This window comes from Paenibacillus tundrae (genome assembly GCF_036884255.1).
Lineage (GTDB): Bacteria > Bacillota > Bacilli > Paenibacillales > Paenibacillaceae > Paenibacillus.
Genome location: NZ_CP145605.1, coordinates 1,375,966 through 1,401,232 on the forward strand (window position 1 = coordinate 1,375,966; position 25,267 = coordinate 1,401,232).

Annotated in this window: 18 protein-coding genes; 15 read left to right on the forward strand and 3 right to left on the reverse strand. The window is 46.4% G+C overall.

Going from position 1 to position 25,267, the window contains the following annotated elements; all coding sequences use genetic code 11:
• The first annotated feature begins 141 nt into the window (after positions 1-141).
• From V6W81_RS05945 to V6W81_RS05985, 9 genes are all read left to right on the forward strand, one after another.
• Positions 142-684, forward strand: coding sequence for a MarR family winged helix-turn-helix transcriptional regulator (locus V6W81_RS05945; RefSeq protein WP_338542055.1), 543 nt, complete (start codon positions 142-144; stop codon positions 682-684).
• A gap of 58 nt (positions 685-742) precedes the next feature.
• Positions 743-2,209: an aryl-sulfate sulfotransferase gene (locus V6W81_RS05950; protein ID WP_338542056.1), complete on the forward strand. Its 1,467-nt coding sequence runs from the start codon at positions 743-745 to the stop codon at positions 2,207-2,209.
• Positions 2,210-2,242: 33 nt separating this feature from the next.
• On the forward strand, positions 2,243-3,268 hold the full coding sequence (locus V6W81_RS05955) for an ABC transporter substrate-binding protein (RefSeq protein WP_338542057.1): 1,026 nt from the start codon (positions 2,243-2,245) through the stop codon (positions 3,266-3,268).
• 27 nt (positions 3,269-3,295) lie between these two features.
• Positions 3,296-4,072, forward strand: a complete 777-nt coding sequence (locus tag V6W81_RS05960) for an ABC transporter ATP-binding protein (protein ID WP_338542058.1) — start codon at positions 3,296-3,298, stop codon at positions 4,070-4,072.
• Between the two features lie 12 nt (positions 4,073-4,084).
• Positions 4,085-4,861: an ABC transporter permease gene (locus V6W81_RS05965; protein ID WP_239290234.1), complete on the forward strand. Its 777-nt coding sequence runs from the start codon at positions 4,085-4,087 to the stop codon at positions 4,859-4,861.
• Positions 4,862-5,158: 297 nt separating this feature from the next.
• Entirely contained in the window at positions 5,159-6,574 is a 1,416-nt protein-coding gene (locus tag V6W81_RS05970) for a deoxyguanosinetriphosphate triphosphohydrolase family protein (RefSeq protein WP_338542060.1), read from the forward strand.
• A gap of 40 nt (positions 6,575-6,614) precedes the next feature.
• Positions 6,615-7,619 carry an MsnO8 family LLM class oxidoreductase gene (locus tag V6W81_RS05975; RefSeq protein WP_338542061.1) on the forward strand — a complete coding sequence of 335 codons (1,005 nt, stop codon included), beginning with the start codon at positions 6,615-6,617 and terminating at the stop codon, positions 7,617-7,619.
• A gap of 418 nt (positions 7,620-8,037) precedes the next feature.
• Positions 8,038-9,750, forward strand: a complete 1,713-nt coding sequence (locus V6W81_RS05980; RefSeq protein WP_338542062.1) for a methyl-accepting chemotaxis protein — start codon at positions 8,038-8,040, stop codon at positions 9,748-9,750.
• Positions 9,751-9,912: 162 nt separating this feature from the next.
• A complete protein-coding gene (locus tag V6W81_RS05985) occupies positions 9,913-10,803 on the forward strand; it encodes a TRM11 family SAM-dependent methyltransferase (RefSeq protein ID WP_430701337.1) in 891 nt (296 codons plus the stop codon).
• Between the two features lie 172 nt (positions 10,804-10,975).
• Here V6W81_RS05985 and V6W81_RS05990 read toward each other — a convergent pair whose 3' ends face one another.
• Positions 10,976-11,932, reverse strand: coding sequence for a D-2-hydroxyacid dehydrogenase (locus V6W81_RS05990; protein WP_338542065.1), 957 nt, complete (start codon positions 11,930-11,932; stop codon positions 10,976-10,978).
• A gap of 223 nt (positions 11,933-12,155) precedes the next feature.
• On the opposite strand from V6W81_RS05990, the gene thpR reads away from it, so the two are divergent.
• Both thpR and V6W81_RS06000 read left to right on the forward strand, forming a co-directional pair.
• Positions 12,156-12,776, forward strand: a complete 621-nt coding sequence (gene thpR, locus V6W81_RS05995) for an RNA 2',3'-cyclic phosphodiesterase (protein ID WP_145050981.1) — start codon at positions 12,156-12,158, stop codon at positions 12,774-12,776.
• Positions 12,777-12,901: 125 nt separating this feature from the next.
• Complete coding sequence (locus V6W81_RS06000; protein ID WP_145050978.1) at positions 12,902-13,759, forward strand: cell wall hydrolase; 858 nt, start codon at positions 12,902-12,904, stop codon at positions 13,757-13,759.
• A 362-nt stretch (positions 13,760-14,121) separates the two neighbouring features.
• On the opposite strand, the gene V6W81_RS06005 is transcribed toward V6W81_RS06000, so the two are convergent.
• Positions 14,122-15,342, reverse strand: coding sequence for an MGDG synthase family glycosyltransferase (locus V6W81_RS06005; RefSeq protein WP_338542068.1), 1,221 nt, complete (start codon positions 15,340-15,342; stop codon positions 14,122-14,124).
• Between the two features lie 369 nt (positions 15,343-15,711).
• On the opposite strand from V6W81_RS06005, the gene V6W81_RS06010 reads away from it, so the two are divergent.
• The 4 genes from V6W81_RS06010 (at position 15,712) to V6W81_RS06025 (ending at position 24,570) form a co-directional block, all read left to right on the forward strand.
• Entirely contained in the window at positions 15,712-16,293 is a 582-nt protein-coding gene (locus V6W81_RS06010) for a TetR/AcrR family transcriptional regulator (protein WP_145051265.1), read from the forward strand.
• A gap of 165 nt (positions 16,294-16,458) precedes the next feature.
• Positions 16,459-18,741, forward strand: a complete 2,283-nt coding sequence (locus V6W81_RS06015) for a YhgE/Pip family protein (RefSeq protein WP_145050972.1) — start codon at positions 16,459-16,461, stop codon at positions 18,739-18,741.
• A gap of 654 nt (positions 18,742-19,395) precedes the next feature.
• A complete protein-coding gene (gene gltB / locus V6W81_RS06020) occupies positions 19,396-23,994 on the forward strand; it encodes a glutamate synthase large subunit (protein WP_338542070.1) in 4,599 nt (1,532 codons plus the stop codon).
• Positions 23,995-24,414: 420 nt separating this feature from the next.
• A complete protein-coding gene (locus V6W81_RS06025) occupies positions 24,415-24,570 on the forward strand; it encodes a hypothetical protein (RefSeq protein ID WP_156395379.1) in 156 nt (51 codons plus the stop codon).
• A 110-nt stretch (positions 24,571-24,680) separates the two neighbouring features.
• Here V6W81_RS06025 and V6W81_RS06030 read toward each other — a convergent pair whose 3' ends face one another.
• Positions 24,681-25,049, reverse strand: a complete 369-nt coding sequence (locus tag V6W81_RS06030; protein WP_056694267.1) for a helix-turn-helix domain-containing protein — start codon at positions 25,047-25,049, stop codon at positions 24,681-24,683.
• Positions 25,050-25,267 lie beyond the last annotated feature (218 nt).

Sequence of the window (25,267 nt, forward strand, 5' to 3'; positions counted from 1 at the left end):
TGAACAGTGAAATAATTTCTGAGCTCATTGGATCACCAAAGGCTCCAGTACATCATCCCCGTGGGGAAGGTGTGCCGGAGCCTTTTTTTATTGCCTCCACGCGAGGAATGAGGCCGAGTTCACAGAAGGGAAGGCTGCCTAATGGATAAAGGAACATGGGAGCAACTAACGATCGTAGATGACCTATACCGCAAAATGGTACGTAGATTTGTGAAAGAGCGGGATCGCGTTAGCGTGGAGGGTGTGACGTTACCTGCCATGCTCATTCTACAAAAGATCATTCGCGATGGTGAGCAGCGACTTGGCGATCTGGCAGAACAGATGGATTTTACCTCAGGTGCAATCACAGCGCTGAGTGACAAGCTGGAAAGCGCCGGATATACGGTACGCCGTCGTAAGGAGGATGATCGGCGCACGGTATTGTTGGATATTACCGCCAAAGGGCGGGAGATGGTAGCGCGCAACAACAACATCGGTGATCGATGTATTACGCTTCTGTTTCAAGGGTTCACGGTAGAGGAGCTGGAACAGCAGAGCCGTTTCTATGAACGGATATTTGCCAATCTGGAGGGATTCTCCGAAACATTGCTGGGGCTGGCAGAACAGAATGCGGAGGCTCCATCACCTGTGGATCAGGAACAGAAGCCTGCACGAAACAGTGAGAAAAATTATTTGAGTTATTAATTAGCGAGTTTTCAGACACGACCTAGTTTTATAAACCACTACTAAGGAGCGGATTACGATGGGACACTCAACAATTTACCCGACAGGGGCAACGGTATTTCAACCAGAAAAAGCATGGAGTGGGTATACGATCTTTCAGGCAGGGGATGAAGGTGTTGTTCTGATCGACATGAACGGCAGAGAAGTGCGTCTGTGGAAAGGATTGATCGGTTTTCCGGCCAAATTATTTCCGGGTGGCTACGTGCTTGGAAGCACTGGACGCAGAGATCCCAAGTTTGGTATTCAGGATAATCTCGATTTGGTTCAGGTGGATTGGGACGGTAACATCGTCTGGAGATACGACGGATATGAACACATTGAGGACCCTGGTTATGAGCCGCTCTGGTATGCAAGACAGCATCATGACTATCAGCGGGAAGGTAATCCAGTGGGGTATTATGCACCAGGGTTGGTACCGAAGATCGGTAGTGGTACCACACTCATTCTGTCTCACAAAAACGTCAATAATCCGAACATATCGGATAAGCCGTTGTTAGATGATACGATCCTCGAAGTGGATTGGCAGGGCAATATCATATGGGAATGGGCGGCGAACGAGCATTTTGAGGAACTAGGGTTCGACGAAGCGGCACGCAATGTGTTATTCCGTGATCCCAACTCTCGGTCCTTTGGTCATCTGGGAGGGGGCGTGGGAGACTGGCTGCATATCAACTCTGCTTCGTATGTCGGGCCAAACCGCTTTTATGATGCCGGGGACGAACGTTTCCATCCGGACAACATTATCTGGGATGCACGCGAAGCCAATATTATTGCAATTACAGACAAACGCACAGGTAACATCGTCTGGCAGCTCGGGCCAGATTACTCCCGACCAGAAGTGAAGCATATTGGATGGATTATCGGTCAGCACCATGCCCATATTATCCCGAAAGGACTGCCTGGTGAAGGTAACCTGCTGGTGTTCGACAACGGCGGATGGGCTGGATATGGTCTGCCGAACCCGGCTTCTCCGATTGGGCTGAAATCAGCGGTGCGTGATCATTCCCGGGTATTGGAGATTGATCCGGTCACGTTGGAGATCATCTGGCAGTATACACCGGCAGAAGCAGGCTTTTCGGTACCGACGGATTCATACAAATTCTATAGTCCATATATTAGCTCGGCTCAACGGCTTGCGAACGGTAACACACTTATCACGGAAGGGTCGAACGGACGTCTGTTCGAGGTCACGCGCGAGCATGAACTAGTTTGGGAATACATCTCGCCGTATTGGAATGGTCGTAATACCAACATGGTGTATCGTTCTTACCGTGTTCCTTATAGCTGGGTGCCCCAGTTAGACAGACCGGAAGAAACGGCGATTGAGCCGATCAGTGTCGAGAACTATCGTGTCCCAGGAGCTGCTTCAAAAGGGGCTGAATCGGTCGTGAGTGTCATAGCAACACTGCCATTCGTCGAAGAAGCTGCCTGCGTGACGACCTCACATGATTTGAAGTCCGATAAAGGCGACCATACGAATGAATAGGATAAACATTAATTATACGCAGGGGTGATTACCGTGAAAAGATCATTGATCCATTCATCCATAATACTTATGGTTACGACTATGCTTATACTTTCCGGTTGTGCATCGGGAGAAGAGGGCGGGGCGCAGACCGGAAATGTTAGTGCCGAAGGGAAAAAAGTGAAAATCAGGATTGCGGATACGGCAAGCAATCCGACGTTTCGTGTCGGTATCGAGAAAGGATTCTTTGCGGAACAGGGTATTGACGCTGAGAGTATGATTTTCGGTACGCCTGCCGAAGGTGTGAACGCCTTGTTCATTAATCAGATCGATATTGCCTATGGTGCGGACTTCCCTGTATTAAACGCTCTCTCCAAAGGTGACTATTCCGTCATCGCTTCGGCCGGGCAAGCAACGGATTATGCGGCTGCGTCTTGGAAATTGTACGTGAGTAACGACATTCAAGCCGCTGCCGATCTAAAAGGAAAAAAAGTGAGCTTTTTGAGAGGGACCTTCATTCCCTATTTATGGGATGAGTATCTGAAGGAGAACGGAGTGGCACTGCAGGATGTAACGCAGGTGGGTCAGGGTTCTTTTGACGAGACATATATCGCACTGAAGCAAGGTGATCTAGATGCTGCCTGGGTTGTTGGCTCAGCATTGACCGACAAATTCGATGCGCTGGACAACGTGCATCAGCTATCGGATATGTCGAAAACCTCAGTGCGACTTGGCATGGGACTTGTTGCGAGTGATGCGTTCATTTCAGAGAATCCTGAAATAATTGGCGGGTTCCTAAAGGCACTCAATCAAGCTTCAGAGTATGCGCAGGCTCACCCAGAAGAAGTGGCTGACTTGCAGTACAAGTTAACGAAGCAGCCAAAAGAAGCGACTTTGAAGGATATCCCGATCAACCCTTGGGTTGTTGGTTTCACTCAAGCGGCCTTTGATAGCCTTGCCAAGCAAAAGCAATATATGGTCGATAATGGAATCATTCAGCAGGATTTTGATCTTGCAAGTAAATTGAAGTTGGAGCCGTTAAGCAAGGTGCTACCGGATCAGGTCACTTTTGATAAGTAGATACATGAGTACAGAGGAGGGTCTTGCATGTCAACACCTGCAACGATATCGGCTATTGAGATCGAACAGCTTCGTAAAAGCTATAACGATGTGACGGCTGGAGATGTTCATTACATTATCAAAGATGTGAATTTGATCATTAGGGGAGGAGAATTCTTTGTCCTGCTGGGGCCAAGCGGATGCGGCAAATCAACGTTGCTTAACATGATAGCAGGTTTTATTTCCAAATCAAGCGGACAATTGAAAGTCAATGCGAGTGAAATCGTGAAACCGGGTAAAGACCGAGCTATGGTGTTTCAACAGGCAGATTCTTCACTGTTTCCATGGTTAACTGTGAGGCAGAATGTGGAGTTCGGGCTGCGTATGGCACATGTACCTAAGGCTGATCGGAAGGCGATCTCAGATCGGTTTATCGCGATGGTTGGTTTGAATGGTCACGAATCCAAATTCCCGAAGGAACTTTCAGGCGGCATGAAGCAACGTGTTCAGCTTGCACGGGTCCTTGCCAACGATCCGGCCATCCTGTTAATGGATGAACCATTTGGAGCGCTCGACGCGATGACACGCAGGACGATGCAGAAGGAATTGGTCAATATCTGGCGTGAGACGAACAAAACGGTTATTTTTGTGACCCATGACATTCAGGAAGCGTTGCTGCTTGGTGAGCGAATTGGCATCATGTCGGTGGGGCCGTCCTCCAACATTATGGACATTTATGACGTACATTTGCCTTACCCGCGCAATATCGCCTCCGAGGAACTAGGAGCCCTGTACGAGCAGATTGGCAGCCATTTTGAGAAATAGGGGGTGGACATTATGAAATGGTTGGAACGTAAATGGATCACAGTTCCGATATTATGGTTAGTGGTTATCGGTATTTGGCAGATAGGCGCGTTGATCTACGGATCGGATGTTGTTCCAGGGCCATGGGCCACCTTGCTGGGAGCCAAGGAGTTGATTGCTGATGGCACATTGGTGCAGTATATTGGTATCAGCTTTCAGCGCGTGCTCATTGGATGGGTACTCGGCAGCCTGATTGCTATTCCGATTGGTCTGTTGATCGGTCAGGTACATATCATCCGTGTGTTTGCAGAGCCGTTCCTGAATTTTATCCGCTTCATTCCACCAATCGCGTTCATTACGTTGTTTCTGGTCTGGTTCGGAATCGGAGAACAGTCGAAGATTGCCCTGATTATGTACGCGACCTTTTTTATTGTAATTCTTAATACATTAACTGGTGTGCTTGCAGTGGAGGAAGATAAAATACGTTCAGCCCGCAGTATGGGAGCAAGCGAGTGGCAGATATTGCTGTACGTGGTTGTGCCAGCAACGACGCCGTACATTTTTACCGGAGTAAGGCTGGCTATGGGGACATCTTACATGGCAATCATCGGAGCGGAAATGATAGCTTCCAATGAAGGTGTCGGTTACTTAATTTGGAATTCGCGCTTATTCTTCCGCACAGACTGGATATTTGTTGGCTTAATATGCCTGGGGTTCATGGGATTTACTACCGACAGAGTGTTCAACTGGTTTGGGCGCAAGGTGTTAGGTAGGTACGGTATATCCAATGCACCAGCGTGGAAAAGGTAAACTGGGAAGACGGTATGAATGAACACATGAGCGATTCGCAAACGTAACATTTTGCGAGGTCGCTTTTTTCATTTCTATGGACTCTTATATGGACTCTATTTGGAGCAGAATGCACCAGCATATATGTTGAGAGGTTGCACGAACGATCATTGGTCAGGGTATAATGAGATAAAGAGGACTGACCATAACAAGTTGATGTGAGAAGATATAACAATGACAGATAGGTTTTGCTTTTCGAAACCGCTGATTATGTGTATAATCACTCAAAATAGAGACAGTCGGCTAGGAGTGATCAAGATGCAATGGAACGATCTGAGAGAACATAGACAATATCCTGAATTGACGAAGCTGGATGGGGCTCGCGCAGCCTATGAACGGGATTATTCGAGACTAATTCACTCACCAACTTTCCGTCGGTTACAAGGCAAATCCCAGGTGTTTGGGGCAGGAACAGGCGACTATTATCGTACTCGTTTAACTCATTCACTAGAGGTAGCACAGATTGCACGAGAGGCAGCGAGAAGTCTGCTTCGTCGTTTTCCCGAGGTGGATTGGAATCAGGCAGAAAACCCTGGTCTCATTATCGATTCAGAGGTAGTGGAATGTGCAGCGATTGCGCATGATTTTGGCCATCCGCCGTTTGGGCATAAAGGGGAAGAAGTGTTAGACGGTATCCTGGATGATCTCATCAACACCGAGTTGAAGAAGATCATGAAGAAGAGTCGCAGTGCGAAGACACCTAGACCGGAAGCAGAAGTTCGTGCTGAACTGAAGCGTAAGTATGAACATTTTGAAGGCAATGCGCATAACTTCCGTCTCATCATGTATCTGGAGAAACGGGAAGATATCGACGGTCTTAATCTGTCTGATGCAGTACTGCTGGGGATTAATAAATACCCTTATCCGGGGACAGAGAGCAAGAAGGGCATGTACCACCACGAGTGGCAGTATATTCGCGAGATCCGTGATCGTTGGAGCATTCCGGCGGGCAAGAAGACGCTTGAAGCGCAGCTGATGGATCTGTGTGACGATATTGCCTACTCCGCGCATGATCTAGAGGATGGCATCAAAGCAGGCAAAATTGAAGTGCATGAGCATTTCCTGCAAGACCCTCATATCAATCGACTTATCGTAGATAAAATTACGACGCTTGAGGATCTGTTCTGGAACGGTTGGACACATGAAGCTATTGGGCAAAAGGTAGAAGAGGTACTTGCTTCATTTCTGCGTGTATGGAATGAGAAAATGCCATTCTGTGAGCATGATTACTCACGGACTCGCCGTGAGGTCAAGGCGTACTGGGTAAGTTTGTTTGTAGGCAGTCTAGGCGTAATTGACGACGGGAACTGGAAGAAGGTTACGTTTGTTCGAGAAGGCAAGGAAGATCTCGATATGCTGCGCACGGTGAGTGTGCTGAAAAGCTTCGCTTGGGTGACCATGATTCGTGACCTGCGTGTGCAACGGCTGCAAAAGCGTAGTGAATGGATGATTAAACGCCTATGGGATGCATTCCTAGATCCAGAGACATCCAAGTCGATCATCCCGTCGGACTGGCTGCAACGGTATGAGAAGGATCAGGCGAAGTCGAATCCGATCTGGACGTGGGAGCATATGGTGATTGATTATATTGCTGGTATGACGGATGCTTTTGCCGAGAAAATCTATAACGAACTGTATGGCTTAAAGGTTGGCTCCATTTACGATCTCGACTAGAGATACAGGTTGTTCCATAAAAGTATACAAGGACAGGGAGATGAGACGCTTGGATATTCGGACAAATCCTCCAACCCATCTGGGCGTGCTTGACTTAGTTCCAAGGCTTGGCGGCGTGTCAGCAGAGCAGGCATTACAGCAAGCGGTAACGCTCGCTCAACATGCCGAAGAATGGGGATATTTACGATACTGGACATCAGAACATCATGATATGGAAGAACTCGCTTCGGCATCTCCAGAGGTGCTTCTTGCTCATATCGGAGCGAGAACCTCCTCGATTCGGCTAGGATCGGGTGCAGTGCTTCTGCCGCATTACAGCGCACTTAAGGTAGCTGAATCGTTCCGCTTACTTGCATCACTCTATCCTGGGCGGATTGAGTTGGGTCTGGGAAGGGCGCCTGGTGGTGGGCCTCATGCTACGATGGCGCTGAGTGGTAACTATCTACAGCATGTATCCAAACTGCCTGATAAGCTGGAAGCACTCACTGCACTCCTTGAGGATCGGTACACCTATGAGGAGCATGAGGTACAAGCACGACCTATTCCAGAACATCCATTATCGGTATGGATGCTCGGCACGAATGTGAAGAGTGCTGAGTTTGCTGCCCGTTTTGGTATGGGATATGTATTTGGCCAATTTATGAGTGAGGCAGATGGAACGGAGGCTGTGCGGCGATACCGGGAAGGTTTTGTTCCTAGTGCGCATCGAACCGAGCCGGAAGTGATGGTGGCTTTGAGTGTGCTATGTGCGGAGGATGAGGAGCAAGCGCTAAGCTGGAGTCGTCAGATGGAAGAGCGGCGCAGAGCGAGAACGACTGGTGATCCTTCACAGAGTAACGGTGATGAGAATACTTCTAATGCAGATGGGGAGCCATCGGATCGGCATATTGCCGGAACCCCCGAGCAGGTGTGGAAGCAGATGGATCAAGTCGGCGCACGGTTGCGTACGAATCAATTGCTAATCGTGACGGCAGGCCCTGATTATGAGCGAAGACTTGAATCTTACAAACTTCTCGCCGAATATCAGAGAAGGCTCAACCTATAGGGAGTCAGGGAAAGCTGGCACAGTAAGGCTAAAACAGCCTTGGGATATAGCGTGATTTAAAATGCTTATACACTATTTTGTCTTACAATAGATAGGAAGAGCTGCAGTTCACGAATGTTGGTGTGCTGCAGTTTTTTTATGATTTTATAGGTAGAAAGGTTTGGGAATTAGGCTTATACTTCATGAAGATGAAAATATGTCACAGATCCTATGCGGCATTCACAAGATTTTACAAAACAAAGTATCTTAATAACAAAAGAATGTTATAATACTTTACGTCTGTTTTGTCACAGATATAATATAGAAAAGGATATTTTGCAAGATGCCAAAAGAAGGTTGATTAGCAGACAAAAGTCCTAAAAATCCATTATTTTGAACAAGCACTAATAAGCCAAATCCGGCATGAGGGGGAAATCGTATGTTCAGCAGATTCAAGATCAAGAGTATTGGTCTGCGTATCAGCATCGCGTTCTATCTGTTAATCCTCTGTTTAATTCTTCTGAGCGTGACCATTATCACTCGAATGAATTCGATGGAAGCCAACACAAACGAAATAACGGGTAACTGGATGCCCTCCATTCAGCAGATTAATCGAATCAATTATACGACAGAGCATATTTTATCGCTGAGCTACCGTCATTTCGATGCACAAGCAGCAGACAAGACGGGGCTAGCGGAAGAGCGTACTCAGTATATTCGTGAAACGGCTCAGGCTATAAAGATATATGATCAGCAGCAAAAAGCTCCAGAGGAGAAGGAACATTGGGATGCCTTCAAATCCAAGTGGGAAGCTTACCTCAAAATCAATACCCAATCTATCAAGCTCAGCGATGAAGGGCAAGAGCAGCTCGCGAAGGAAGTATCGGAGAAGGGTGCCGATTCGTTTGATGCTATGCAGGTTGATCTTGATTACTTGGTGGAATACAACCAAAATCAATCTGACTTATCTGCGGCTCAAACTATTCGTTCCGTGCAGGATGGTCGTATGATTATCATTATTGGTGTTCTGATCATGATCGTGATTACAGTGATCACCATTCCGATTATCCGTTCCCAGGTCGTTAAACCGCTGCTTCGCGTGATTAGTGCCGTGAAGTTGATTGCCGAAGGGCAATTGAATGTTCAGGACATACATACGAAACATCAGGATGAAGTCGGCGTTCTGGCTAAGGCAGTCAATGACATGAAAGGTAACCTGACTTCAATGGTGCTGAATGTAAGACGTGTTGCAGAGGCGGTGAACCGTCAGAGCAGTGAACTAGCGATTTCCTCGGAAGAGGTTAAGATCGGTAGTAGTCAAATTGCACTCACCATGGAAGAGTCAGCGAAGGCGGCTGAGAGTCAAGCGGAAACGGCAGTACAGTCTGCACGTACGGTTGAGGAATTGAATGAGCACATTCAGCAGCACACAGAACAAGGGAAACAGCTGCGTATCATGTCGGATCTTGTGTTAGAACAAGGACTGAATGGACGCAAGGCGATGGAACAGTCAGTTCAACAAATGAAGCAAATCGCAAGTTCTGTCTCGATCTCAATGGATAAAATGGAACAGTTGGATCGCAAGAATGAGGATATCACGAAGCTCGTACAAGTGATCCATGATATCGCACGTCAGACGAACTTGCTTGCATTGAATGCCTCGATAGAGGCAGCCCGTGCTGGAGAGAGTGGCAGAGGATTTGCGGTCGTAGCCGCTGAGGTTCGCAAATTATCAGAGGCTGTACAGACGTCGGTAGAAGAGATTACAACGATTACCCAAGATATTCAGCAGGACTCCCAAGGGGTTGTCTCTGAATTGAGGACTGGCGTTCAAGAGACTGAACGTGGACAGGAGCAAGTCCTGCAAACGGGAAGTGTGTTTAAGAATATCAATGAGTCGGTTGAGGGCATGGTTCAGGTAATTGGTACGATGACGGATGGGCTTGAAGGCATGCAGGAAGCAAGTGGACGCATGAATGACTTCAGTCAACAGATCTCGGCTGTATCGGAACAATCTGCGGCGAGTGTCGAGGAAGTATCGGCATCAGCAGAAGAGCAAGTTAGCTCGATGGAAACGATTAGTGGCAGCATTCAGAATCTGAAGGAGTTGTCCGATGACCTGCTTACTTCCATTGAGAAATTAAAAATATAGACCTTCTTCTAGGTATGAATAAGTGGGATTGTTGAACTTGCATTTATAATAGAAGAAACATGAAGGATGGCTGCTGTTTTGAACGAATCCAATTGTAAATTTTCCGCAAAAGGAAGTTATCTGTACACCTTTGCTTGCCACGAGAATGAACGTGAGTTATGTATGCTTGAACTGGAAGTTCTGCTGCGTCACGCTTCAGAAATTCATTCGATCTCTGGGGCATATGTCAGATCGGATATCGACATTCCACCTGGAAGAAGTCCGTTTATTCGCGGCAGGTTAGAAGTGAGTGCTGAGGCAGACTCGATCAGCGAGCTACTGCCATTTGCTTCAGCGATCCAGCTAATGCCGGAGGAGACGTTCAAGGTCGTTTGTCTGAAAGAAGGAGACGACACGCCAGACTACGAATCTGCTCGCAAGCTGGAGAGACAAGTCGGGATGTGCATTCAGGGTAAAGCGCAGATGAAGGAACCGAAAGTGACTTTCGGCCTAATCCATGCTGGTGGAAAATGGATCTTGGGGCGGTGGACAGAAGCAGATCGTTCTTGGCAGAATCGCCGCAACAAGCCGCAAAATTATTCAACTGGATTCGGTGTAACTCTGGCTAGATCACTTGTAAATATTGCGGTTCCAGAGATTCAGGGTCATCGATTGCTTGATCCATGCTGCGGAATGGGAACAGTAGTTATTGAGGCGATGTCCATGGGGATTGAGACTAGAGGCAATGATCTGAATCCTCTCGCAGTGCAAGGTGCACGTGTTAATCTTCCGGCTTACGGATATGACGCGGCATGTATAACTTTAGGTGACATGAATGATTTGCAAGGTACTTATGATGCAGCCATTTTGGACATGCCCTATAATCTATGCTCTGTTCTTCCAGATGATGAGCAACGAGCGATGCTCACAAGTCTACGGCGATTGACTGGAATAGCAGTAGTTGTCTCTACCGAATGGGTGGAGAACCACTTATTATCTGCAGGCTGGAAGGTGACACACTACTGCAAGGTGAGTAAAGGTACGTTTGTACGACATATCTGGTTATGCATATAGGCTCGTGTGCAACTGGAAACTATTTCAGTTGCTGATACTAAATTTCTTTAAAGATAATGTAAAATAAAGTAAAATGATAGAAAATGAAAACCTCCAATCCTGGAAAAGTATGTATTCCGGAGAGGAGGTTTTCTGTTATTTGTACAATTATGCATAGAAATGATTGGATGATTTAGTACTGATGATCATAATCTACCGGATTACGAGGGAGTGATTTGCCGGCAAGGTAGGCCTCTAAATTTTCTAGGAAAATATCGAGTGCGCGATCCTTATATGCTTCTGTGCTCCCTGCAATATGCGGTGTAATTAATACATTGTCCATCCCCCACAGAGGGTGCTCTGAAGGGAGAGGTTCCTCTTCAAATACATCCAGACCGGCAAAGGCGAGGTGTCCGCTATTTAGAGCATCTAGAAGCGCATCGGTTTTCACACTAGGGCCTCGTCCCACATTAATGAAGCAGGCACCTGGTTTAAACTGTGCGAAGGCGGCCTCGTCATAGAGATGCTTCGTCTCATCCGTTAGTGGCAGGATGTTAATGACATAGTCACCTTGCCCTAAGGCTTCGTGTAAACCGGACATGTCATACATACGATCAACATTAGGGACATCTTTACCGGAGCGACGCACACCAATGACGTTCATGCCTAGCGCTTTGAGAATTCGAGCTGTTTCACTGCCGATCTCTCCTACGCCAGCGATGACAGCTGTTTTTCCGTGTAATTCAGGCAGAGGCTGATCAGGTGCTTTCCATTCACGTTGCTGTTGGTGTAGCATCGCTTGTCTCAACCAACGGCTGTGAGATAACATCATGCCCAAAATAATTTCTGTAATTGGAATAGAGTGAACTCCATTTGCACTGGTTACTTGAATTTGCTGTTGTTCCAGATCAGAGAATGGCAGGTTATCGACACCGGCAGACCAGACCTGAATCCACTTCAAGGAGCCTTGCTTCTTGAGTACATGTTCTGTAATGAGAGGAGACCAGCCAAGAATGATTTCAGCTTCTTGTAGCTCTGCACTGTTCATGTCTTTGGCTTTGCCAACATTCAAGGTATAACCAGGTGCAGCGTCCAAAATTCGTTGTTGCTGTTCCTCTGACAGTGCTGGAAAACATACAATTTTACCCATGATATGTAGCCTCCTAAGTTTTATTCACTTGTAATATCAAGTGTAGCAGATTTGAAGTTGATGTGCAGAAAGAGCAAGTGGGTAGGTGGCTACCTCTAAGGCATTCTGGCATCGAATACGTCAGTGCAACATTTTTTGGTTGGATATATATATTTATTTACCCAACTTGAAACAATAGGTATGACTGTGAAATAATAAAACGAACTTTAGAGGGGTGTATCCGATGAACTATCGTAACCATAATGATTCGCATGTTAATCATCATTCGCAACAAGAAAGGCTGTTTACAGCCATTCGCCTTCCTGATCCCATTCAGGAAACGCTGCAAATGGATGCAAGGCTTGCGCAGAGCAAACTCGATTTTCGCAAGTGGACTCATCACAAAGATTATCATATCACTTTGCAATTTCTGGGAGATACGCTTGTAAGTAACATGGGTCATCTTCGGAAGGCACTTCGTGAAGTCAGTGCAGAAGTTCAATCCTTTTCGTTGCAAATTACCGATTGGGGTACATTCGGACTGGAGCAGACACCAAAAGTGCTGTGGAAAGGTGTTAGCGGAGAAATGGATCGTTTGAATCTGTTGCAGAAGCGAATTGTAGAAGCGACATCCGAGCTGGGATATAAAGCTGAGTTAAGACCCTATCGACCTCATATTACAATCGCTAGAAAGTTCCTGGGAGTTGTCCCTGGAAATGAAAATAAAGGAATTATTGAGGTGCTTCCAGAACATTCTACTGGAACACTTTCATGGAATGTGGAGGATTTCGTACTTTATGTGACGAGGCTTGGACGTAGCCCGATGTATGAGATTGTGGAGACGTTTTCTTTTTCCGGAAAATGATTTATATCCCATATAATCACATTGACATTACGTTGTTCCCTATGTAATATTAGCCATCGTTATTCAAATTCTTTTTTTTGGGTTACTTAGATTAGGGAATTGTTGCGACTAGGAGGAATCTTCGAATGGATATTATAAGCAAGAATCGTTGGGTAGCACCGATGTTATCTGTGCTGCTTGTGTGTATAGTGGGGGTTAATGTAGTCCAGGCGACTGGGAAGTGGAATGAGGATGGCGATAGTAAGCAGATGACTGAGCTCGCAGCGTCTGTGAATAATGGGGCAGTTTCTTCAAACGAGGATAGGCGAATGCTGCAAGACGGGACAAGTCTGTCTAAAGATACGTCTGCTTCGAATGCAGACTGGATTAATACGCTTCCGGCCAAAAATTGGCTTGTTTCTGCTCAGGAAGAGCAAGAGCTAGCAGAGGCTAGAGCCAAAAATAAGGCAAGAGCAGCGGCGGCAGCTCAAGCTAAGAAAGAAGCAGCAGTAAAATTGGCGAAGATCGAGAAAGCCAAAGCAGCAGCTGCACTTACAACTCCCCCCAAAAAACTTTACTTTACGCGGACCAAACTTCTGAACCAGGCGGACTCGAAGCTCGCTACCTGGTCATACAGTGTGTCTGATAAAGATGTGCTTCTGCTGCAAAAAATCGTCATGGCAGAGGCGGAAGGTGAACCGTACGAAGGCAAAGTGGCAGTTGCCAATGTTGTCTTAAACCGGCTGCGGTCAGCCAATTTTCCCGACTCCATTTATAAAGTGATTTATCAGAAATCTCAGTTTAGTCCTGTAGCTAACGGACGTTTAAAACGCGTTGTTCCGAATGAGGACAGCATTAAGGCCGTGAATGCAGCATTGAACGGGAAGAAGGAAGTAGCCGATGATACGTATTATTTCTTATCATTGACGCTTGCGGATGATCTGACAGTGGCTCGTTCACAGAAAAAGGTAAAAACAATCGGTCATCATACATTTTACAAGTAAAACAAGCTGGATGTGTTAAGAAATCAAAGGTCGGTTCAAAAGGGTGCTAATCGTCCCGAAAATTCTGCAAACAGGCAGGCTAGTTAACTATGTGAGCTTCACTGGTGACCCAAAATAGCCGGATTGTCCTGGTTTATTTCGTGGTTTTCGAAAGATCATTACTTTTAAATTACCCTTTTATATGGAAAATCATACGATAAAATTATCGAAATAAAAAAGGTTCCTTCCAACTTGTGGAGGGAACCTTTTTTTGCATGGTGTAATTCGATAGAAATAGACTAGATGAGGTGAAATGAGATCATATAACTCGTCTTATCCTCAGTACGACCCTCATAGAACGAATCTAAAGGGGTCTAGAGGGCTTAGAATGGTATTCTAGTACCTGACAGCGGCGTGGCAGTAATTCCTGCTGTAAAACGCTCCTTAGGAGCGTTTGTAAGTTCCGTAGTCGTCGGAAATAATAAGTCATGAACAGCTTGTGCGCAGCATGTAGGATCGTAAGTCGATTTTGGCTTGGTGAGTTTAGCCGTATTAGGCTGTTCCTCGGCCGATGTCTGAGCAGAATGTGGATCACATAATTCGCCAAATCGTTTCGAAATGACCTCTGCTGAATGAATGACCTGCCCATATCCGGCTTGTACGAAATACTCACAATTTTCTTCCTCTTGCCCCGGAAGCGGAGGAACAAACAGCATAGGCAATCCTTTCGCCAGTGCCTCCGTACATGTCATGCCACCAGGCTTCGTGATTAGCACATCGGATACATCCATCAGCTTGCTGACTTCACGGGTATATCCATAGATCCGAATGTTCGGATGCTGGAAGCAAGGCATTTCTTTCATTTTGGCTATCATCTTTTCATTGCTCCCGAGACAGAAGAGAAGCTGCACACGGTCTGCCCAAGAAGTTAATGCCTTCATATGTTCCTCGTCAAAAGAAAGTCCCCAGCCTCCACCCATCAGCAGAGCTGTAGGCATATCCTTAAGGCCAGACTCCTGTCTTAACGTGGCTTTATCTCCTGCCTCCCAGAAGTCGGGATGCACTGGAATGCCCGTAATTTGAATACGAGATGGTTCGACCCCTCTAATCTCTAGCAATGCTTTTACCTGTGGGGTAGAGACCAGATATTTGTTCACCTCTGGATTAATCCACGTTCCATGGACATCGTAATCGGTAACGACGGTATATAAAGGAACATCAAGTCCTTGGCGCTTAAGCCTAGAAATGACCGCATTCGGAAATGGGTGGGTACAGATTACGGCATCTGGCTTCAATTGAGCTACGACCTGCGCCGTTTGCGTATAGAAAATACGGTGTAGCGCTAATTTTGTAAAACCGTTCAGTGATTTGTTATATTGCGTGCGGTATAACAAACTGACAAGTTTGGGCTGCACAGACAAGGTTTTGCGGTATGCAGAGAAAATTAACGGGGCTACCGTTGGATTCAAAAATTTACCGAGCTCAATCACTCGACTATGGATATGCGGGCTTACTTTCTTAATTCCGCTTGCCAGTGCATGGGCGGCTTGGGTGTGACCGGTGCCGAAACCTTCGGATAATAAGAGCACTCTTGGTTTTCGCATGAGTTCACCTTTATTCATAAATTTAAATTCAAATCAGTTGTAAGTAGATTTTGCCGGAACGTTGCGATACTACAAGAATATACAACGAGGCGGAAAATCATGTTTTTTTATTCGTTAGATAATTACACAAGATTAAGAGTTCTGAGACATATAACTTCCGTTTCATTCGCGTTGATGGAATCATCATACACTATAGACGACGCTCCACGTAGTTTCCACTGCATTTCGGTTAAAAAATATTAACACAAATTTTTATATTTAGGGTTGCAATCATTTTTCAAAGGTGGTATTGTAATTTTTGACCGAATGACCGAAATGTATTTTTGGTCAATTCCTAAAGGACGATCATGGAATAAAGGAGGAGATATGATGGCTCCGATTGACCGGAGACAGCAGGTGATACAAGCGGCAGCGCAATCGTTCGCCATGTTCGGATACAAGGCGACCACGATGGATCAGGTAGCCAAAATTGCGAATGTGGGCAAAGGAACGATTTACACGTTTTTTACGAATAAGGAGCAGTTGTTTGATCAGATTTTGGTAGATGTCATCCAGGAGATGAAGAACATTGCTCATCGTGAAGTTCATCAGGAAAGTGCGTTTTTTGAGAATCTGTTCCGCGTTCTTGATTCATTGTTGGAATTCAGACGGGATCACGATCTGTTGGTGAAACTTGCCCAAGAGCTAAAGGATTTCGGTACACTTCAGGCCAAAGAAGGTCTAGATAAAGTGGAAAAGGTCATTTCGGACTTTCTGACACGTGAGTTAGAGAAGGCTAAGGCATCAGGCGAAATTCGCGACTGCGATCCACAGGTCGTGTCATTTATGATGATTCGATTATACATTGCCCTGACGTCGGATTGGAATAAGCAACACGAGCCACTTAGCAAGGAACAGATCAAGAGCTACTTTCGCCTTTTCTTAATGGAAGGAATTGCTGTTGTTACTTAAATGGTACGACGGTGAGGCTTGTCGGAAGACAGGTTGTTTTTTTGCCCTAAATTGACCGTTTGAGGAAAGTGGTCATACGTTATTTCAGAAATTTACTTTTTCACATCAAAATGTTTACATTACAAGGAATTCCTGCTGATTAGCAGAGACAAGGGGAGAAATGACATGAAATCGTTATCCGTGTTTTTCAAGGATGTGGGATCGGCCGTGAGAAACCCGAAGGTATTGATCCCCGTTATCGCCATAATGTTTATTCCGATTCTGTATAGTGGTATCTACCTAGCGGCCTATTGGGATCCATATGGTCATGTGGATCAGATGCCTGTCGCAGTAGTCAACCTCGATAAAGGGGCTGAGCTGGAAGGGAAGTCCTTGCACGTTGGGGAAGATCTCGTGGATGAGTTGAAGAAAAATGCAGATTTTAAATGGGAATTTGTGAATAGTGCTCAAGCACAGCAAGGTATGAAGGACGATAAGTACTACATGCAAATTACGATTCCTGAAAATTTCTCGTCACAGGCTACTACATTGCTGGATGATCAACCTAAACCCGCAGACCTCATCTATGAACCCAATGGTAACTATAGCTTCGTAGGTGCTCAGATTGGTAAGACGGCAATTAAGGATCTGAAGGCGAAAGTATCAGCTAAAGTGACAGAGGCTTATGCGGAGACATTGCTTGATAAGTTCTCCGAAGTGTCAGATGGACTTGCTGAAGCTGGAGACGGTGCTGGCGAACTGAATACCGGTGCAGGCAAGCTGGATGATGGTGCTGTGAAGCTCAAAGATAATTTGGCTAAGCTTGCATCAGGAACAATTGAACTACAAGAAGGGCTCTCACCTTTGACGGATGGTGTCAATGCGCTTCATACCGGAGCTACGAAGCTGGAGACAGGTACTTCAAGCTTGGTTTCTGGCCTACAGCAGCTTCAAACAGCAGCCGGAACACAGCTTCAGAGCGGAGCTGATCAGTTGAAAGAGGGTAGCGACAAGCTGGCAGCTGGTCTGCAATCGTCTCTGGATGGTACAAGTAAGCTGCAAACTGGGCTGCAAGCCTCCGAACAAGGTAGCGCTAAATTATCAGAGGGTCTGCAAAGTGCGGTTCAAGGTAGTGGTACTTTAGCTACAGGATTGCAGTCGGCTGTCGACGGAAGTGGTCAGGTTGCAGATGGGGCTAAAGGCGTTGCCGATGGATTGAAGCAGCTTGCTGCCGCAAATCCAGAGCTAGCCGAGAGTGCTGATGTGCAGAAGCTGCTTGCAGCAAGTCAGGCGGTTGCCGATGGCAGTGCGCAGCTACATGAAAGCGAGCAGAAGCTGGCACAGGGTGCAGGTCAATTGCATGAAGGTAACCAACAACTGGCTACCGGAGCAGAGCAACTGCATGAAGGTCAGCAGCAACTGCTTGCGGGTGCAGGTCAGCTTGTGGGCGGACAAGAGCAATTGCTCGCAGGTGCGAGCCAACTTTCTGATGGGGGTTCGAAGCTCTCAGATGGCCTAAAACAATTTACAGGTAAGCTCAGCGAGGCTGCAAACGGCGGTGCGCAATTAGCAAGTGGTGTTAAACAGCTTGGAACAGGCACAAGCGCTTTGCAAACGGGCGTTGGTAAATTGAGTGGAGGCGTATCCTCCCTAACGGACGGTTCCAAACAACTGGGTGATGGTGCAGGCAAGCTTGCCGATGGATTGTCCGAGTTGAAGGACGGTTCGAATGAGCTGGCAACGAAATTGAATGACGCTGCTCAGAAAACGTCTGAAGTGAAGAAAACCGATGATGTTGTGAATATGTTCGCTGAACCGGTGAACTCATCGGAGAATGAAGCAGAGGTTGTGCCAAACTATGGTACAGGATTGACGCCTTTCTTCTTATCGATCGGATTGTTTGTTGGATCTCTGATCTCAACGATTGTATTGAAAATGCGTGATACATCCGTGCCAGGTGCATCTGGATGGAGTCGGTTCGTCAGCCGTACACTGGTCTTTGGTTCGATGAGCGTCTTCCAGTCCGTGATTGTAGCAAGCTTTATGTTGTACGGACTTGGATTAGAGACACACAGTGTACCGCTGTTCTACCTGTTCACGATCATTACGGGTCTAACCTTCATGATGATGGTGCAGGCACTTGTCACATGGCTTGATCTGCCAGGACGTTACGTAGTCATCTTGCTGTTGGTCTTCCAACTCGCGGCAAGTGCAGGAACGTTCCCAGTAGAGCTGATTCCATCATGGTTGCAAGCGTTCAGCCCTTGGCTGCCAATGACTCACAGCATTATGGGCTTCAAGGCCGTTGTATCTAGCGGTAACTTTGATGTGATGTGGCATCAAGCTGGAATTCTGGCGATCTACGCTGGGGTCTCCATCCTGCTCACGCTCGCCTTCTTCCTATGGAACGGCAGAAAGCCGAAAAAAGAAGTTGAATTGGTCGAATCGGGTCAAGTTGTGACTGCATAAAGCATAGAGAAGTGCGAATTTTCAAAAAAATAAAGTTTGTAGTTCAGTATCAAAATTATGCAACATAGTAGTCAAATAGTGCAAAGAGCCTGCCGCCCTAAAATGGGTGGTAGGCTCTTTCTGTATACAAATGCATGCTAGGGAGCTGAAGGAGGCTTACTAGGATTTTACATTTGACTAAATGTGGCTGAAACACACGCCCCATATGGAATGATTTTCTTTTGTCAGCAGATAAATTCAGTTGTACTCTATCATAAAATGTGTATAATTATTCGAAAAAGAGATGAATTTAAACGTCATCACACTAAAGCTGTACTGCAAAACATTTCTTATCAGAGGTATTAAAAAGTTTAAATTGCGCTGATGTTAGGTCGGTGTTAAAATAATAGAACTATATCAAAAAAACGTCGCTTCATAATGAGTGGTCGTGCCAGCGGCTACGTGTTGTTATATTAGACTGTTACCGAATCGTTCGGTCAGTCCACTTTCAAATAGCGGCTACCTCAGTCGCAATGCTTGGAACTATGACAGATGATGGCTGTCACCTCTATTCAGCAGGCTGCGTTAGTTAGCCCGCTCCTCCCGTTTCATTGTTGCTTGTTGCCTATGTTCTTGATCTTTCCGAAATACTTCATTATAGAAAGGTTGCGTTCCATGAGACAGATCGGATTACCTCCTAAACAAGGTCTTTATGACCCGCAGTTCGAAAAAGATGCATGCGGAATGGGCTTTGTTGCCAACATTAAAGGAAAAGCTTCACACGATATCGTTAGCCAGGCACTGACCATGCTCAGTAATATGGAGCACCGCGGAGGACAGGGCAGCGAGCCGAATTCCGGCGACGGAGCCGGGATTTTGATTCAGATTCCACATCGCTATTTTGCACAGGAAGCTGAACGCCTCGGATTTGCATTGCCTGAACAAGGATTCTACGGCGTGGGCATGCTGTTCCTTTCGCAAGATGCTGAAGTTCGTCACGCACATGAGGAGAGCCTCAAGAAGATTATTGAAGAAGAAGGACAGACATTCCTAGGTTTCCGGGATGTGCCTACTTATGATGAGATGCTTGGTCGTTCTGCATTGGCTGCGAAGCCATATGTACGTCAGGTGTTCATTGGCAGATCTGCCGAAGTGAAGGATGAGCTTGGATTCGAGCGCAAACTTTATGTTATTCGTAGACGCGCTGAGCTTGCTATTCGTTATTCTGCGGATGAGAAAGAGGGCGGATCATTCTATCTGCCAAGCTTGTCTTGTCGCAAAATTGTATATAAAGGCATGCTGACAACGGAACAAGTTGGACAGTTCTATCTGGATTTACAAGAAGAGTCTGTGGAATCGGCAATTGCCCTTGTTCACTCTCGTTTTAGTACGAACACCTTCCCAAGCTGGGAACGTGCCCACCCGTATCGCTTCATGATCCACAACGGTGAGATCAATACGATGCGTGGTAACGTGAACTGGATGCATGCTCGTCAGTCTTTGTTCGAGAGCGAAACTTTTGGTAATGATATCTCCAAAGTAAAGCCGATCATTAATCCGGACGGTTCCGATACAGCGATGTTTGATAACACGCTTGAATTCCTCTATCTAAGTGGACGTTCTTTGCCACACGTAGCCATGATGATGGTTCCTGAGCCATGGAGCACAGATGAGGGAATGGATCCTGCCAAAAAGGCATTCTACGAGTATCACAGCACGATGATGGAGCCTTGGGATGGGCCGGCAGCAATGGCGTTCACGGACGGCTTGCAGATCGGTGCAACGCTCGACCGTAATGGTCTTCGTCCTGCACGTTATTATGTAACGAAGGATGACCGAATCATCCTATCTTCCGAAGTTGGTGTATTAGACATTGAACCGGAAGAAATTCTATACAAAGACCGTTTACGTCCAGGACGTATGCTGTTAGTAGATACAGAGCAAGGACGCATTATTTCCGACGAGGAAGTTAAAGCGCAAATTGCAGCCGAGAATCCGTACCAGGATTGGCTGGATGAGCACTTGATGGATCTGAATGAATTGCCAGAAGCACCGGAGCTACCTGATCCAAAACATGATAATGTAACTCAGCTTCAGCTTGCTTACGGATATACGTTCGAAGAATTACGCAAAGTGCTTGAGCCGATGGCATCAACAGGTATGGAAGCAACAGGTTCCATGGGTTATGATGCACCGCTCGCAGTATTCTCGGATCGTCCACAGCGTTTATACAATTACTTTAAACAGATGTTCGCACAAGTAACCAATCCGCCAATCGATGCGATTCGTGAAGAGATCGTAACGTCTACAGCAACTACGATTGGACCAGAGCGTAACTTGTTGAATCCTGAACCGGAGAGCTGTCGTCAGATTCGTCTGGACACACCGGTATTGTCTAATGAAGACTTTGCCAAAATCCGTCACGTACGTCGCCCAGGCTTCCGTTCTATGACAATTCCAATCTTCTTCGCAGCCAAAGAAGGAGCAGAGGGACTTCGCAAAGCAATGGATCTGCTCTTTGAAGCAGCAGACCGTGTCATCGACAAAGGTCATAACATTCTGATTCTCTCTGACCGCGGCGTGGATGCGGAGAATGCAGCAATTCCTGCATTGCTAGCTGTAGCAGGACTGCATCACCACTTGATCCGTCAAGGTACAAGAACGAAAGTTAGTATTTTGCTTGAATCGGCTGAGCCGCGTGAGGTTCATCACTATGCATTGCTGCTTGGTTATGGCGTGAGCGCTGTGAACCCGTATCTGGCATTCGAAACATTGGATGACTTGATCCAGCAAGGCTTGCTGCGTGGTATCTCGCATGAGAAAGCTGTGAAGAACTACATTAAAGCTGCGACTAAAGGCGTTATTAAAATTCTGTCCAAAATGGGGATCTCAACAATTCAATCGTATCGTGGAGCGCAGATTTTCGAAGCAGTGGGTCTGCAATCCGATTTCGTTGATCGTTACTTCACATGGACGCCTTCCCGTATCGGGGGAATCGGGCTTGAAGAGGTTGCGGCGGAAGCATTGACGCATCATCATCGTGCTTTCACGGAAAAAGACGGTAACGATAAGGTGCTGGATTCCGGCGGTGATTACCAATGGCGTAATGATGGAGAAGAACACTTGTTCAATCCACAAACAATCCATACCCTACAGCATGCAGTGCGTACCGGCGATTATAAATTGTACAAAAAGTATTCCAAATTGGTTCAAGGTGAGAATGATCAATTGCTTACCATTCGCTCGATGCTGAAATTGAAACCAGTTGGTAACGCAATTCCTTTGGAAGAAGTAGAGTCCGTAGAATCCATTATGCGCCGTTTCAAAACGGGAGCGATGTCCTTCGGATCAATCAGTAAAGAAGCACACGAAGATCTTGCAATTGCCATGAACCGTGTCGGTGGTAAATCGAACACAGGAGAAGGCGGAGAAGATCCAGCTCGCTTCATTAAAGATAGCAACGGTGATTCTCGTCGTAGTGCAATCAAACAGGTGGCATCTGGACGCTTCGGTGTTACTTCGAATTACTTGGTTAATGCTGACGAGATTCAGATCAAGATGGCGCAAGGAGCAAAACCGGGTGAAGGTGGACAATTGCCAGGACGTAAAGTATACCCTTGGGTTGCTGAGGTTCGTGGATCAACACCAGGCGTAGGTTTGATCTCACCACCACCGCATCACGATATTTATTCCATCGAGGATCTGGCTGAGCTTATCTATGACTTGAAGAATGCCAATCCACGTGCCGAGATTAACGTGAAGCTGGTATCGGAAGTTGGCGTAGGTACTATCGCGGCAGGTGTTGCTAAAGGCCGTGCCGACATTATCCTTGTTAGTGGTTATGACGGTGGTACTGGTGCATCACCACAAGGTTCGATCCGTCACGCGGGTATGCCGTGGGAGCTAGGTCTTGCAGAGACACATCAAACGCTGATTCTGAACAATCTGCGTGACCGTGTCGTATTGGAGACAGACGGCAAAATGCTGAATGGTCGTGACTTGGTTGTTGCAGCATTGCTGGGCGCGGAAGAGTACGGCTTCTCCACAGCACCACTCGTTGCGCTGGGTTGTATCATGATGCGTGTTTGCCAAATGGATACTTGTCCTGTTGGTGTCGCGACACAGAATCCAGAACTGCGTAAAAATTATATGGGTGACCCAGAACACGTCGTTAACTTTATGCGTTTTGTTGCAGAAGACGTTCGTGAGATCATGGCTGACCTCGGTTTCCGTACCATTCAGGAAATGGTGGGTCGCACAGACTGCCTGGAGACTGTAGAAGCAGTGGATCATTGGAAGAAAAAAGGTGTAGACCTGTCCGTATTGCTGCATGTGCCTGAGATGCCAGAAGGCTCTGCACGTTATCGTACACAGTATCAGAATCACGGTTTGGAAGAGACGCTGGATATGCAGCAATTGCTTCCGCTCGCAGGACCAGCTATTGAATCCGGTCAACCGGTAGAGGCTGTGCTTCCGATTACGAACGTGAACCGTGCCGTAGGTACGATCCTGGGCAGTGAAGTAACACGTAAATATGGTCTCGCTGGATTGCCAGAAGATACAATTCAATTCAAATTTGTTGGATCTGCTGGACAGAGCTTTGGAGCCTTTGTTCCTAAAGGGATTACCCTGACGGTTGAAGGAGACTCCAATGACTATGTAGGTAAAGGTCTATCCGGTGGTAAAATCGTCGTAATGCCTTCGCCAAAAGCGACATTCGACGCTGAGGATAACATCATCATCGGAAACACGGCTCTCTACGGAGCAACAAGTGGCGAAGCTTATATCCGCGGAATCGCGGGTGAGCGGTTTGCTGTTCGTAACTCTGGAGCAAAAGTTGTCGTTGAAGGTGTAGGCGACCATGGTTGCGAGTATATGACAGGTGGACGCGTCGTCGTTCTGGGCGATACAGGTCGTAACTTTGCGGCAGGGATGTCCGGAGGTATTGCCTATATCTATGATCCAGAAGGAACGTTCTTGCAACGTTGTAACCTGGAGATGGTACTGCTGGAGCGTATTGAGGATTCAGCAGAGAGCGCAGAGCTGCATGGAATGATTGAACGCCATGTTGCGAATACAGGAAGTGCTGCAGGTCAGCGCATCTTGGAGAACTGGCAGCAATCGGTAGATCAGTTCGTGCGTGTCATCCCGAAAGACTTCAAACGTATGACAGAGCAGATCGAGCGTATTCAAGCGACTGGACTGACGGGTGAGGCAGCGTTGCTAGCAGCATTTGAAGCTAACATGCGTGAGCTTGCACGTACAGGCGGTTAAGGATTCATGCCGTTAGGCATGTCTCGTAATCAAAATTGCCCTTTTTAAACAACATCATATAATACATGTTTAAAAAGGGCGGTTTTCAGTACCGAGAAGATGGGATGAAGCTAGAAATGGAGTAGCGGAGCGTAGGCAACCTACGTGAGCAACGAACATTTCGGCTGAATTGCATATTCGACGCTGATCATGCCGTTAGGCATGCTTCGTAATCAAAATTACCTTTTTAAACAACATCTAATAGGAGCTTTATGTTTGCCTGTGTGGCATTCAAAAGGCTCCTATTTTGTTTTCGACAAAATTAGAACCCCGACCAAAAACGCTATCGCCATGAGACGACAACATTGAGGAGGGTTCTCAAGTATAATTAGGCTAGTTTTGGAGCACAGGGAAAGTATTAAGATAGGAGAGGTTCGCGGAATGAATATGAAAAATCCAAACAAGGGCGATCGCAAGCCGAAAGGTGAACACGTTGAAACAACCGAGATGGACATCAAAAAAGTTTTACTGCAATGCGGAATCGACCCAGAGCGTTGGAACGATTACATATCCTCCGTCAACAACATACGTCCTTGACTAGAACTAGAAGACATGAATGAAATGGAGGGAACTAGAGACAAGAAAAAAACCCAGAAACCGATATATTGCTTTTTCGGTGCTGGGTCTTCTTTTGCAAATCGAATCATCTAATCCATACTACGTTCCATACGGACAAAGGCAATAAAACGACGTGCCTCTTCTTCGGTCAAGGGTTTACCGTCGATCATCAGGCCGAAGCGTTCCAACACTTCCTTATCCGATAATTCAAGAGAATCAACAAATTCCCGAACGTCCTCATCCATTACCATATCACTCTGCTTCGTACGACCAATGAGATAATCAATGGATACGCCAAAAATGTCTGCAAGCCTTGTTAATACTTCAAAATCCGGTTTGCGTCGATTCTTCTCATAATGGGAGAGTGCAGCCCGGGTAATATGGATGGAGCTCGCAAGTTCTTCTTGAGTAAGTCCCCGCTGTTCCCTTAATTCAGCAATGCGATTCCCGTAGTTCATAAGCCATTTCCCCCTGAACGCCATGTCAAATATATATCGAAACAATCCTGAGCTATTTTTTGATCAGGGCAGCTTTCCTGCAAAAATGATACGACCGCACCAGATTAATACAACCATTGTCATGTAAAAAGACAGTGAAAATATTGCAATGTAGGTCTGTCTAAGGACATCTCATATTGTCGTAAATCAAAAGAACCATGTCCAAATACTGCTTGACA